Genomic DNA, 12,246 nt, shown 5'->3' with positions numbered 1-12,246 from the left:
GACCGATATTCTGCTCGGGGAATGCGGGGGAAACAATGAGTTACGACGTTATCCTGGCATTGCTGTTCGGCTATCTCTTCGGCTCGATTCCCTTCGGCCTCTTGATCACCCGCGCGGCCGGCCTCGGCGATGTGCGCAAGATCGGCTCCGGCAATATCGGCGCCACCAACGTTCTGCGCACCGGCAACAAGGGCCTCGCCGCCGCGACGCTGGTGCTCGACGCGTTGAAGGGTACGGCGGCGGTGATGATCGCGCGCCATTTTGGACACGACTTCGGATTGTGGGCCGGCCTTGGACTCTGGGCGGGCGTTGGCGCCTTCCTCGGCCACCTGTTTCCGATCTGGCTCGGTTTCAAGGGCGGCAAGGGCGTGGCGACCTATCTCGGCGTGCTGATCGCGCTCGGCTGGCATGTGGCGCTGATCTTTATCGTCGTCTGGCTGGCGATGGCTTTTCTGTTTCGCTATTCCTCGCTGGCAGCGCTGACGGCGGCGGTCATCGTGCCGATCGCGCTTTATTTCTGGAGCACACCTGAGACCGCCGGGCTGTTCCTGGTGATGAGCCTGATCGTCATCTTCAAACACCGCGCCAACATTTCGCGCCTTCTTGCCGGCACCGAAGGCAAGATCGGAGCCAAGCGTTGAGCAAGCCCGCCGCCGGGCCGCGCCTCAGCGACCGGCAGCGGCTGAGCTGGCTGCGGCTGATCCGCACCCAAAATGTCGGCCCGGCCTCGTTTCGCGAATTGATCAACCGCTTTGGTTCGGCCGAGGCGGCGTTGGAGATGCTGCCCGAGCTGATGATTTCGGGCGGAGCCAAAAGGATCATGCGCATTCCTTCCGTCGAGGAAGCCGAAGCAGAACTCGACGCAGCCAGTGAAAACGGCGCCCGCTTCGTCGGCATCGGCGAGGCCGACTACCCGCCGATGCTGAAAAACATGGACAATCCGCCGCCGCTGATTGCCGTGAAGGGCGAGGCAGCCGTCTTTCGCCTGCCGGCGGTGGCCATCGTCGGCGCCCGCAACGCGTCGCTCGCCGGCATCAAGATGGCGCGCATGCTGGCGGCGGATCTTGGCCGCGACGGCTACGTCATCGTTTCCGGCCTGGCGCGCGGCATCGACACGGCCGCACACCAAGGCAGTCTTTCCACTGGCACAGTCGGCGTGCTGGCCGGTGGGCTCGATGTCCCCTACCCGCCCGAAAATATCGGCTTGTGCGAAGACATTGCCGAGCGTGGCGGCGCCGTTATTTCGGAAATGCCGTTCGGCTGGCAGCCGCGGGCGCAGGATTTTCCGCGCCGCAACCGGCTTGTCGCGGGCGCCGCCCTCGGACTGGTGGTGATCGAAGCTGCGCAACGCTCCGGCTCGCTGATCAGCGCGCGCCTGGCCGGCGAGATGGGCCGGCTGGTCTTTGCCGTACCGGGTTCGCCGCTCGATCTGCGCTGCGCCGGCTCCAACGGGCTGCTCAAGGATGGCGCCACCCTGGTCACCGAGGCGGCCGACGTTTCCGGTGCGATCGCACCCCTGGCGGGCACGCGAACGCGAAGCATTGCGCCGCCAGAAAAGGCACCCGATTTTTCGGCAACACCCCCGCCCGGTGAGGACGAACGCAGCGGCGTGCTCGAGGCGCTGGGCCCAACGCCGGTGGGCGTGGACGAGATCATCCGCCACACCGGCCTCAACGCCGCGCAAGTCTCCATGGTGCTGCTGGAACTCGACCTTGCCGGCCGCATCGAGCGCCATGCCGGCGGCAATGTCTCACTGGTTTCGTGACGTTCCAGCCGATCCCGCCGCACGTCGGCCGCAACTCACGCGTCGAGGGTCACGCCGGCGGCGCCAACCTCGGCATAGTCGCCAACGCCGGTACAGATGCCACCGCAGGGTATTTTTCCAGGCGGCTCTCGGAAAAGCACTCCGCCATTCCAGGGCTCTCCGTTGCACTGACGATCACGCTCGCAATGGCATACTCGACAGCTGACGAAAACCGGGCTCGACAGGCTGCGCATCAGTCAGCGGAACAGATACTTCGATACCTCCGGATTGCCACGGCGCCACATCACATTGTCGAGAAAATAATGGTGCACATTGATGAAGATGAGCACGATGAAGAAGAACAGCGATGACCCCAGCACTTGCCTGTCATAGGGAATCAAAGCCGTCAGCGCGGATGGGATCAGCCAGAAGCCGAGATAGCCAAGGGCCGTGCCGCCGACGATGAAGCCGAGGAGCCGAAACCTGTAGAGGGGGCCAAGAAAGGACAGGATTTTCGGCTGCGGATCGCCTTCGGCATCGGAACTGTCTCGCTCGACGTTCGTCTGGTAGCGCCAGACCACGGCGAGATACTGCAGCGAGTGGAGCGCGGGAACGATCAGCAGCCAAAGCGGGTTTACGCGCGCAATCAGGATCCAGAGATAGAGCGACGCGACATAGGCCACCAAACCGTTATAGGGCAGGCCGCCACCGTTCTTCCGCCAGCGATTGACCAGCATCAAGAGCGTGGCCGCCGTCGACGCAACGGCCGCCAGCACGCCGATGTCGGTAATCCAGGAAGGGGCCGCGAATGTGTAATAGTCCAGGCCATAATATTTGCCCTGGGTGACCGCCGTATTCGTCTGCAGCCATGCCAGGATCCACACGGCATAGGAGTTGACCAGCAGCACCTTCTTGTCGCGGTCGTCGAAGAATTTGCGCTTCAGCACCGCATCCACCATCAGCATGCCGTAGCCCTGCTTGACGTAGTGCCAACCGACAAAAAAGAACATGGCGTTGGTGGCATAGCCGAGCAGGCGCGTGTTCGCCGCCGCGGCGCCATAGGCAAAGAACCCGGCCATGACCAGGGGCACGACAACGCCCGCGAAAATGTAGCGGAGCTGCAGGCTCCTGTCGTAGCCGTCGCCCGTCACCTTGCGCCCGAAATTGCGGTAGAAGAGCTGGTAGGAGTGGGCGAAGTGGGGATAGTTCACGAGATAGGCTACGAAGACCATCGTTGCGGCCACCGGACCTTCATATTCGAGCGGAACGAGAAACAGCACCGGCAGGATGAGAAAGGCGCTGCCGCCCAGCATGAGGAAATCGGCGACCGGGCCGAAGAGGTACTTTTGAGGCGCCGCCGCCTTAGGAGCGACAGCATCCGCCGAAAGCTGAAGTGTCATGTCAGAACCCTCCCCTGGGAAAGGCTGAGTTTAGCCATCGACTGGGATGGGGACAAGGTTGGAGCTGCCGCTCCGCGCCCGAACACTGGGCCATCCTGCTGTTTCGCCAATGGTCTCGATCCGCCATGAGCTTCGAACCCGTGAACCGCTCGATAAGGCCCTCCGCTGTTAAAAAAGCGCACCACCCCAATTTACGACTAACATGTTAGTGTGCTAACGCGGCATACACACCTACTTCGGAGACCTTCCGGTGACATCACGCTTTGGCCTTTCGGCCGCTCTCGCCACACCTTTCGATGCCCGAGGGCAGATCGCCACCGCCCTCATGATCGCTCAGGCCAACAGTTGCCTGGCGCAGGGTTGCGGCAGCGTGACGCTTTTCGGCACCACAGGGGAAGGCGCATCGGTGGGCACGACGGAGCGGCGGTCGGTGAACGAAGCCATGCTGGCTGCTGGAATCTTGCCGCATCAACTCGTTGCCGGCGTGCTGGTCGACGCCGCCGAAGACGCCGCCGAACAGGCACAGCATGCCTTGCAGCGAGGCGCCCGAAACATTCTGCTGGCCCCGCCGAGCTACTTCAAGAATGTCGGCGACGATGGCCTTTTCGGCTGGTTCTCCGCCGTCTTTGCCGCGCTTGGCCCCCTCGCCCGTGACGTGCTGCTCTACAACATCCCTTCGGTTACCATGGTGCAGCTTTCGCTTGGCCTGATCGGCCGGTTGCGCACTGCTTTTCCCGACGTGGTCGCCGGGGTCAAGGATTCCGGTGGAAATTGGAGCTACAGCGAGGCGCTGCTTGCCGCCCATGGCGATCTGGTGATCCTGATCGGCGATGAAAGGCATCTGGCGCGTGCGGTGAGACTGGGTGCTCAAGGCGCAATCTCGGGCATGGCCAATTTCGTCCCGGGCGAAATCCGCGCCATGGCCGAGGACGGGCGCGACGATCCTCGCGTCGAAAGTTTTGTGCTCGAATTGCTCAAATATCAGGTCACCCCCGCGGTAAAGGTGATGGTGGCGCGCAAGACCGGCGACGAGCGCTGGCTGGCGGTCCGTCCGCCGCTGGAGCCGATCGCTTTGCAAGGGCAGCAGCAGCTTGCCGCAGCCTATGACAGCTTGTTTGCCAGGGAACCGGCCTGACCGGCAAAGGGAAGCGCGCCGAAATGGAAGACGGCAACGAACCGACCACCCTCAGGGAGAAGGCCTATGCCAGCTTCACGCGGCATCTGCTGGCCCGCGACCTCCTGCCGGGCCAGTTCGTGTCGCAACGCGAACTGGTTGCCTTCACCGGACTGCCGCTCGGCGCCATTCGCGAGATCGTGCCGCGTCTCGAGGCTGAAGGACTTCTCACGACCATCCCGCAGCGCGGCATGCAGATCGCCCATATCGACATCAGCCTGATCCGCGAGGCCTTTCAGTTCCGCCTGTTCATGGAGCGTGAAGCGGTGGCGCTGTTTACGGTAAGCGCCTCCGATGCCGAGCTTGCCCGCTTGCGGCGCGAGCATGAGGACATGCTTGCCCAGGCGCTGGAGCAGACCCCGACGCCGGAGATGGAGGCCAAGGCGCAGACCATCGACTGGGCCATGCACGACACGTTCATCGATGCGCTGGGCAACGAGATCATCGCCAAGGCCTATCTGGTCAATTCGGTGAAGATCCGCCTGATCCACCAGGAACGGTTCCGTATCGACGGGCGCGTCGTGCCGGTCATGCGCGAGCACCTGGCGGTGATCGATGCGATGCAGAGCCGCGACCCTGGCAAGGCTGTCGAGGCCATTAGCCAGCATATCGATAAGGCGCGCCGGCTGGCGCTGCAAATCTGAGGAAGCATGAGCCGCGCCGCGGTCGCTGCGGCGCAATCGACAACGACAACAACCGGGAGGAAGAAAATGTCGTCCAATCTGTTCAACCCAACCAGGAGGCAACTCCTCCAGGGAACCGCCGCCCTTGCCGCCGCCGGCTTTGCCGGTGTTCGCCCAAGCTTTGCCGCCGGCGTCGACTGGAAGCGCTTTGCGGGAACGACGCTTGACGTCAATCTGGTGAAAAGCCCGCGCAGCGACACGCTGATAAAATATATCGCCGAGTTCGAGGAACTGACCGGGATCAAGGTCAATGCCGAAGCGACGCCGGAACAGCAGCAGCGCCAGAAGACGGTGATCGAACTCAGCTCCGGCAAGCCGAGCTTCGATGTAGTGCATCTGAGCTACCACGTGCAGAAGCGGCAGTTCGAAAAGGGCGGCTGGCTGGCCGACATATCAGGCTATCTCGCTGACTCGACCCTGACCGATCCTGCGCTGGTGGAAACCGATTTCGCCGATGCCGGCATGCTGTTTGCCAAGGACGGCCAGGGCGTGTTGCGCTCGCTGCCGTTCTCAGTCGACTACTGGATCGTCTACTGGAACAAGGAATTGTTCGAGGCCAAGGGCCTCAAATACCCTGAAACCTTCGAGCAACTGATGGCGGCCGCCGAAGCGCTGACCGACCCGTCGACCAACACCTACGGCTTTGTCGCCCGCGGCCTCAAGAACGCCAACACGCCGGTGTGGACGTCGCTTATGCTCGGCTACGACATGACGCCGCTCGACGACAAGGGCAAGCTGCGCACGACCTCGCCCGAGGCGGTCGAGGCGGCCAGCCTCTACCAGCGGCTGATGACCAAGTCGGCGCCTCCAGGCGTCACCGGATTCAACTGGGCCGAAGCCCAGTCCGCCTTCCTGCAAGGCAAGATCGGGATGTGGTTCGATGGCGTCGGCTTTGCCCCGCCAATGGAAAATCCGGAAAAGTCACGAGTTGTCGGCAAGGTTGGCTACGGCGTCATGCCCAAGGGGCCTAAGGCGCATGCCGCCGGCACCTTTGGCGACGGCCTCGGCGTGACGGCCGCCAGCGAGAAGAAGGAGGCCGCCTACCTCTTCTGCCAGTGGGCGATTTCGCCCGCGATGGGCGCGCGCCTGCTGCAGGCGGGTGCCGGCGTGCCGTTCCGCAAGTCGGTGCTGGAAAATCCCAAGGTGCGCGAAGGCGTCACCATGCCGGCGAGTTGGCTCGATGCCGTGGTCGGCTCGGGCAATGTCAGCCGGCTGTCGCTGCCGGTCATCATTCCGGTCACCGAGTTCCGCGACATCTATGGCGTGGCGCTGACCAATCTGATCGCCGGCGCCGATCCGGCGGAGGAACTGAAGAAGGCCACCGAGCAGTTCCAGCCGGTGCTCGACCGGAGCGAGCAAGGCTGATGTCCGCCATCACCCCAGAACGCACCGGGGTGACGACGCAAGCCATCGAAGGGAGCCAGACCATCCGGCTGGCTCCCAACTACTGGCCTTTCGTCGTCCCGGCGCTCGTCGTCGTCGGCGCCGTGATCGTCTTTCCCTGGGCCTTCACACTGTGGATGAGCGTCAACCGCTGGACCCTCGGCCAGGCGCGAAGCTTTGCCGGGATGGAAAATTACCTGCGGCTGGCCGTCGACCAACGCTTCTGGGAATCGCTTTTCCATACGCTGACCTACACGGCGCTTTCGGTTGCGGCGCCGATGTTCCTCGGCACTGTCGCCGCGCTGATCTTCGACGCCAAATTTCCGCTGCGCGGCCTGTTGCGCGGCGTCTTCGTCATGCCGATGATGGCAACGCCAGTCGCCGTGGCGCTGGTCTGGACGATGATGTTCCATCCCCAGCTCGGCGTGCTCAACTATCTGTTGTCGCTGGTCGGCATCCCGGCGCAGGAATGGATCTTTAATGCCAGGACGGTCATCCCGTCCCTGGTTGCGGTCGAGACATGGCAGTGGACGCCGCTGGTGATGCTGATCGTGCTGGGCGGCTTGGCCTCCGTGCCGCGCGAGCCCTTCGAGAGCGCCGAGATCGATGGCGCCAACGCCTGGCAGCAATTCCGCTATCTCACCTTGCCGATGATCGCGCCGTTCCTGATGATCGCGATGATCATCCGCACCATCGATGCGCTGAAAAGTTTTGACATCATCTATGCCATGACCCAGGGCGGACCGGGCACGGCCTCGGAAACCATCAACATCTATCTCTACAACACCGCCTTCTCCTACTACGACATCGGCTATGGCTCGGCCATGGCCGTGGTGTTCTTCATCGTCATCGTCGCGCTGTCCTTCATCCTGCTGATGCTGCGCCAGCGCTCCCAATGGATCGGGGTGGAGGGCAAATAGATGAGTTCACGGCTGCTCAACCGGATCGGGCTGTTTTTCGCGGCTCTGGTCTTCGTCTCGCCGGCGATCCTGTTCTTCCTCTGGATGATCTCGCTGTCGCTGAAGTTCGAGATCGACAACGGTGCATACCCGCCGATCCTGATCCCGGAACATCTCGCCTGGTCGAACTATGTGAAGGTATTCGAGGAGAACAATTTCCTGCTCTATTTCTGGAATTCGGTTCTGGTGACGGGCACGGCAACGTTGCTCGCGCTGCTCATCGGCGTGCCGGCCGGCTATGGCATCGCGCGGCTCAAGGCCGAACGCTCGGCGGTGGTCATCATGATCGCCCGCATGACGCCGGGGCTTTCCTATCTCATTCCGCTGTTCCTGCTGTTCCAGTGGGTCGGCATTCTCGGCACACTGTGGCCGCAGATCATCATCCATCTGGTGGTGACGGTGCCGATCGTGGTCTGGGTGATGATCGGCTATTTCGAGACCACGCCGATGGAGCTGGAAGAAGCGGCCAACATCGATGGCGCCAGTTCCTGGCAGGTGTTCCGGCTGGTCGCCTTGCCCATCGCCAAGCCGGGCATTGTCGTCGCCTTGATCCTGTCGATCATCTTCTCATGGAACAATTTCGTCTTCGGCATTGTGCTCGCCAGCCGCGAGACCCGCACGCTGCCGGTCGCCGTCTACAACATGCTTTCCTACGAGCAGGTGAGCTGGGGTCCGCTCGCCGCCGCGGCACTTGTGGTGACGCTGCCGGTGCTGGTGCTGACCCTGTTCGCGCAAAGGCAGATCGTCGCCGGGCTGACCGCAGGCGCCGTCAAGGGCGGCTGAGGCACGGCCCCGACATCACTCATTTCCGGGAGAAATCCAATGGCATCGGTAACAATCAACAACGTTCAGAAGGCTTTCGGAGCCGCCAAGATCATCCACGATGTCAGCGTCGACATCGCCGATGGCGAATTCGTCATCCTGGTCGGGCCGTCGGGCTGCGGAAAGTCGACGCTGCTGCGCATGATTGCCGGACTGGAAACGATCTCGGGCGGCAGGATCGCCATTGGCGATCGCGTCGTCAACAATCTCAGGGCGCGCGACCGAAACATCGCCATGGTGTTCCAGAACTACGCGCTCTATCCGCATATGACGGTGGCCGACAATATGGGCTTTGCCCTGAAGATCAAGAAAGCCGATCCGGCCGACACCGCCGGCCGCGTCGGCAGGGCCGCCAGCATTCTCGGCCTGGACAAGCTGCTCGACCGCTATCCGCGTCAGCTTTCCGGCGGCCAGCGCCAGCGCGTCGCCATGGGCCGCGCCATCGTGCGCGACCCGCAGGTGTTCCTGTTCGACGAGCCGCTGTCCAATCTCGACGCCAAATTGCGCGTGCAGATGCGCGGCGAGATCAAGGCGCTGCACCAGCGGCTGGGAACCACCACCATCTACGTTACCCACGACCAGATCGAGGCCATGACCATGGCCGACAAGATCGTCGTGCTGCATGACGGCCTTGTCGAGCAGATCGGCGCACCGCTCGATCTCTACGATCGCCCGGCCAACCTCTTCGTTGCCGGGTTCATCGGCTCGCCCGCGATGAATTTCATTCGGGGCCATGTCGAGGAAGGTGTTTTCCGCAGCGCCGGTGGACTGATCTTGCCGCTGCCGGAAGGCATCGACCTGGCAAACATACCCGGCGGCGACCTCATCTACGGCATCCGTCCCGAACACATCCGAGCGACGACCGCCAAAGGAATCGCCGGCACGATCGTGCTTCTGGAAGCAACGGGTTCGGAAATCTTTGCCAGGGTCGACTGCGCCGGAGAAGAAATCTCCTGCCTTTTCCGCGAGCGGCTGGCACTGAAACAGGGCGAGCAGATGCGCATCGAGATCGACCGCGCCTGCGCTCATCTGTTCGACGTCAAGACCGGGCGGCGATTGTAGGGGGCGATGGGGGCTGCTGACAGGGCAACTTCCGCACGAAATATTTCTGGTGAGCGCGTCGGGGTTCGAACCCGAGACCTACTGATTAAAAGTCAGTTGCTCTACCGGCTGAGCTACGCGCTCCCGCGGGCTCTAAAGGCCGCCCTCGAAATTGCGCGGAACATAGGGAGAGTGCCGCGACCGGTCAACCGGAAAAAGATGGCCGTTCCACCGGGGTTTCGGCCATCGCCCGACGCGCCGCAAATTGCGTCGTCACCAGCCCGGTGAGCCGCTCCCGCAACGTGGTCGCCGCTTCGATCTGTTGGCGCGCGAAACGCGCCTTTTCTCACGCGCCAAATTCGAGAAACATTACAAATCAGCAACTTACTGTTTTGGTGGAACCATCGCACGAGCGGGCCGTTTTCGTCTCACAAGGGACGTCAACCACCCTTCAAGGAGAAGATCATGAACAAGATCGCAACGGGTCTACTGGCGACCACCCTGTCAATTTCGTTTGCCGCGGCCGCCGCTATGCCGGCCAATGCCGCCCAGATGTTCGTGCCCCAGTCATCAGCAACTTCGTCCGACATCGTGAATGTGGGCGATTCTCGTCATGACAACTGGCGGTGGATGCGCCATGGCAACCGCAATTCCGGCAATCGCGATTTCCGCGTAGGCCGCCAATTCTCGCGCAACAATGATGGCGGCAGCTATTGGAATGGCCATCGCGGCTATCGCGAATATCACCGCGGCTATCGCCGTCACGGCGACTACTGGTTCCCGCTGGCTGCCTTCGCCACCGGCGCCTTGATCACCGGCGCGATCGTCAACAGCGAGAACAACCGCGGCGATGCGCATGTGCAGTGGTGCTACGACCACTATCGGTCGTACCGCGCTTCGGACAACACATTCCAGCCCAATTACGGCCCGCGTCGGCAGTGCAATTCGCCCTATTGAGCTGAGTTGGTACCAAGTGTTGTGTAGAAAAGCCCGCGCCGGCAACGGCGCGGGCCTTTCCGTAGGTTGCTTGGGTACGGGCGCGGCGGATTAGCTGGCCCAATTGACGCTCTTGAAGATCAGATACAGGGCTCCGCCTTCACCACGCGGAGAACGGTATGCACCGAGGCCGTTGCAGATTCGAACCGCAACTGCGGTCATCTTCCAGCCGAGCACTTCCAGGTCGTTGTTCAAAGCTATCGCATAGGATTGAGCCAGCTCATCAATGGAATGCTCCTGTCCGAATGACCGAACCAGCTTTGCGTCGGCAAGCAGTTCGCCAGGCAGGTTTGAATTTGCCCAAGCCCAGAGCCAGTTGCTGGCCTTGGCACTCGTCGATCCGGCGATTTGGATTTCGGCGACGACCTTGGTGATGCCGTTGTCCGAGAACAGAAGCTTTCCTTCTGTCAGATCATAGTCATAGCGAGGCCAACTGCCGAGTCGGAACTCCTGCTGCAAGCGTGCATTCTTTGCATCCAATTGTTCGACAGCCTCGTCGCGCCAGGCCCCATACCAGTGTGGATTCATCCCCTTCCCCCGCCATGATTTACTACCGCGCGCTCAGCGTCCGGCGCACCGCATTGCGCCAGCCCGCGAGTTTTGCCGAGCGCACCGTGGCATCCATGTCCGGCTTGAAGCGGCGCTCGAGCGCCCAGCTGTTGGCAAAATCCTTCGCCTTCGGCCACACGCCTGCTTTCGAGCCGGCAAGCCACGCCGCACCCAGCGCCGTCGTCTCCAGAATGGTCGGGCGATCGACCGGCGCATCGAGGATATCGGCCAGCCGCTGCATGGTCCAGTCGGAGGCCACCATGCCGCCGTCGACGCGAAGCACGGTTTTGGCCGACGCCCCCTTCCAGTCCTTGCGCATTGCGTCGAGGAGATCGCGGGTCTGGTAGGCGACGGATTCCAGCGCCGCGCGGGCAAACTCCGCCGGGCCTGAGTTGCGCGTCAGCCCGAAGATCGCGCCACGCGCCTCGGCGTCCCAATGCGGCGCGCCGAGACCGACGAAAGCCGCCACCAGATAGACGTTCTGCGTGGGGTCGGCGGTTGCCGCCAAAACGCCGCTATGCTCGGCCTTGCCGATCACCTTGATGCCGTCGCGCAGCCATTGCACGGCGGCACCGGCGATGAAGATCGAGCCTTCCAAGGCATAGGTAGTCTTGCCGTTCAGCCGATAGGCGATGGTGGTCAACAGCCGGTTCTTCGAGCGCACCAGATCGGCGCCGGTGTTGAGCAGCGCAAAGCAGCCGGTGCCATAGGTCGATTTCATCATGCCTGGCTCGAAACAGGCCTGGCCGATGGTCGCTGCGTGCTGATCGCCGGCCACGCCAAGGATTTTGATTTCGGCGCCAAACAGGCCTTTTTCCGTCACACCGTAGTCGTCGGCACAATCCTTGACCTCAGGCAGCATCGCCACCGGGATGCGCAGGATGGAGAGCAGCTCGTCGTCCCAGACATTTTTCTCGATGTTGTAGACCAGCGTGCGCGAGGCGTTGGTGGCATCCGTCGCATGCACCTTGCCGCCGGTCAGCCGCCAGATCAAAAAACTGTCGATGGTGCCGGCGAGCAGTTCGCCCTTTTCGGCGCGCTTTCTCGCACCTTTTACCTTGTCCAGCATCCAGGCGATCTTGGTGCCGGAGAAATAGGGATCGAGCAGAAGGCCGGTCTTTTTGGTGAACTTTTTCTCCAGGCCGTGTTTTTTCAGCTTCTGGCACAGCGGCGCGGTGCGGCGGTCCTGCCAGACGATGGCATTGTGGATCGGCTTGCCAGTCGCCTTGTCCCAGATGACGACGGTTTCGCGCTGGTTGGTGATGCCGATCGCCGCCACATCCGAGGCCTCGCGGCCGGCGGCCTTCAGCGCGCCTTTGACCGTCGCGACGACGCTTGCCCAGATCTCTTCCGGATCATGCTCGACCCAGCCGGAGGCAGGATAATGCTGCGTGAATTCCTGCTGCTTGCTGCCGGCGACCTTCATCGCGCCGTCGAACAGGATCGCCCTGGTCGATGTCGTACCCTGGTCGATTGCAAGGATGTATCCGGTCAT

General features: G+C 62.4%; 12 protein-coding genes and 1 tRNA gene. 9 read left to right on the top strand and 4 right to left on the bottom strand.

Going from position 1 to position 12,246, the window contains the following annotated elements:
• The first annotated feature begins 35 nt into the window (after positions 1-35).
• Together plsY and dprA are read left to right on the top strand one after the other, a co-directional pair.
• Complete coding sequence (gene plsY, locus ACYG9Z_RS27375; protein ID WP_023752216.1) at positions 36-641, top strand: glycerol-3-phosphate 1-O-acyltransferase PlsY; 606 nt, start codon at positions 36-38, stop codon at positions 639-641.
• A complete protein-coding gene (gene dprA / locus ACYG9Z_RS27370) occupies positions 638-1,765 on the top strand; it encodes a DNA-processing protein DprA (protein ID WP_023684665.1) in 1,128 nt (375 codons plus the stop codon). Before plsY ends, dprA begins: the two co-directional genes overlap by 4 nt.
• A gap of 236 nt (positions 1,766-2,001) precedes the next feature.
• Here the strand turns inward: dprA and ACYG9Z_RS27365 are convergent, their stop codons facing one another.
• Positions 2,002-3,144, bottom strand: a complete 1,143-nt coding sequence (locus ACYG9Z_RS27365) for a hypothetical protein (RefSeq protein WP_023684664.1) — start codon at positions 3,142-3,144, stop codon at positions 2,002-2,004.
• 250 nt (positions 3,145-3,394) lie between these two features.
• Between ACYG9Z_RS27365 and ACYG9Z_RS27360 the strand changes: the two genes are divergently transcribed.
• The 6 genes from ACYG9Z_RS27360 to ACYG9Z_RS27335 all read left to right on the top strand — a co-directional run bounded on the left by ACYG9Z_RS27360 (position 3,395) and on the right by ACYG9Z_RS27335 (position 9,227).
• A complete protein-coding gene (locus ACYG9Z_RS27360; protein ID WP_023684663.1) occupies positions 3,395-4,279 on the top strand; it encodes a dihydrodipicolinate synthase family protein in 885 nt (294 codons plus the stop codon).
• A 23-nt stretch (positions 4,280-4,302) separates the two neighbouring features.
• Complete coding sequence (locus ACYG9Z_RS27355) at positions 4,303-4,962, top strand: GntR family transcriptional regulator (RefSeq protein ID WP_023752215.1); 660 nt, start codon at positions 4,303-4,305, stop codon at positions 4,960-4,962.
• Between the two features lie 66 nt (positions 4,963-5,028).
• Positions 5,029-6,366 (top strand): ABC transporter substrate-binding protein, encoded by a 1,338-nt coding sequence (locus ACYG9Z_RS27350; RefSeq protein WP_023752214.1) that lies wholly within the window; start codon positions 5,029-5,031, stop codon positions 6,364-6,366.
• On the top strand, positions 6,366-7,304 hold the full coding sequence (locus tag ACYG9Z_RS27345; RefSeq protein ID WP_023693414.1) for a carbohydrate ABC transporter permease: 939 nt from the start codon (positions 6,366-6,368) through the stop codon (positions 7,302-7,304). Before ACYG9Z_RS27350 ends, ACYG9Z_RS27345 begins: the two co-directional genes overlap by 1 nt.
• On the top strand, positions 7,305-8,126 hold the full coding sequence (locus ACYG9Z_RS27340; protein WP_023726672.1) for a carbohydrate ABC transporter permease: 822 nt from the start codon (positions 7,305-7,307) through the stop codon (positions 8,124-8,126).
• A 39-nt stretch (positions 8,127-8,165) separates the two neighbouring features.
• Positions 8,166-9,227: an ABC transporter ATP-binding protein gene (locus ACYG9Z_RS27335; protein WP_023670982.1), complete on the top strand. Its 1,062-nt coding sequence runs from the start codon at positions 8,166-8,168 to the stop codon at positions 9,225-9,227.
• A gap of 47 nt (positions 9,228-9,274) precedes the next feature.
• Here the strand turns inward: ACYG9Z_RS27335 and ACYG9Z_RS27330 are convergent.
• Positions 9,275-9,350, bottom strand: a tRNA-Lys gene (locus ACYG9Z_RS27330).
• Positions 9,351-9,671: 321 nt separating this feature from the next.
• Here ACYG9Z_RS27330 and ACYG9Z_RS27325 point away from each other — a divergent pair.
• On the top strand, positions 9,672-10,163 hold the full coding sequence (locus ACYG9Z_RS27325) for a BA14K family protein (protein ID WP_023693412.1): 492 nt from the start codon (positions 9,672-9,674) through the stop codon (positions 10,161-10,163).
• Between the two features lie 90 nt (positions 10,164-10,253).
• Here ACYG9Z_RS27325 and ACYG9Z_RS27320 read toward each other — a convergent pair whose 3' ends face one another.
• Together ACYG9Z_RS27320 and glpK are read right to left on the bottom strand one after the other, a co-directional pair.
• Entirely contained in the window at positions 10,254-10,730 is a 477-nt protein-coding gene (locus ACYG9Z_RS27320; protein WP_023752213.1) for a DUF6882 domain-containing protein, read from the bottom strand.
• A 22-nt stretch (positions 10,731-10,752) separates the two neighbouring features.
• Complete coding sequence (gene glpK, locus ACYG9Z_RS27315) at positions 10,753-12,246, bottom strand: glycerol kinase GlpK (RefSeq protein ID WP_023752212.1); 1,494 nt, start codon at positions 12,244-12,246, stop codon at positions 10,753-10,755.

It is taken from the genome of Mesorhizobium sp. RSR380A, assembly GCF_054719385.1.
This window is presented reverse-complemented; position numbering and strand designations above follow the sequence as displayed.

What these genes read in the sequence shown, in the direction of transcription:
- plsY (WP_023752216.1), top strand. Translation starts at nt 36, where the DNA reads ATGAGTTACGACGTTATCCTGGCATTGCTGTTCGGCTATCTCTTCGGC.
- ACYG9Z_RS27365 (WP_023684664.1), bottom strand. Translation starts at nt 3,144, where the DNA reads ATGACACTTCAGCTTTCGGCGGATGCTGTCGCTCCTAAGGCGGCGGCG.
- ACYG9Z_RS27355 (WP_023752215.1), top strand. Translation starts at nt 4,303, where the DNA reads ATGGAAGACGGCAACGAACCGACCACCCTCAGGGAGAAGGCCTATGCC.
- ACYG9Z_RS27350 (WP_023752214.1), top strand. Translation starts at nt 5,029, where the DNA reads ATGTCGTCCAATCTGTTCAACCCAACCAGGAGGCAACTCCTCCAGGGA.
- ACYG9Z_RS27345 (WP_023693414.1), top strand. Translation starts at nt 6,366, where the DNA reads ATGTCCGCCATCACCCCAGAACGCACCGGGGTGACGACGCAAGCCATC.
- ACYG9Z_RS27340 (WP_023726672.1), top strand. Translation starts at nt 7,305, where the DNA reads ATGAGTTCACGGCTGCTCAACCGGATCGGGCTGTTTTTCGCGGCTCTG.
- ACYG9Z_RS27335 (WP_023670982.1), top strand. Translation starts at nt 8,166, where the DNA reads ATGGCATCGGTAACAATCAACAACGTTCAGAAGGCTTTCGGAGCCGCC.
- ACYG9Z_RS27325 (WP_023693412.1), top strand. Translation starts at nt 9,672, where the DNA reads ATGAACAAGATCGCAACGGGTCTACTGGCGACCACCCTGTCAATTTCG.
- ACYG9Z_RS27320 (WP_023752213.1), bottom strand. Translation starts at nt 10,730, where the DNA reads ATGAATCCACACTGGTATGGGGCCTGGCGCGACGAGGCTGTCGAACAA.
- glpK (WP_023752212.1), bottom strand. Translation starts at nt 12,246, where the DNA reads ATGACCGGATACATCCTTGCAATCGACCAGGGTACGACATCGACCAGG.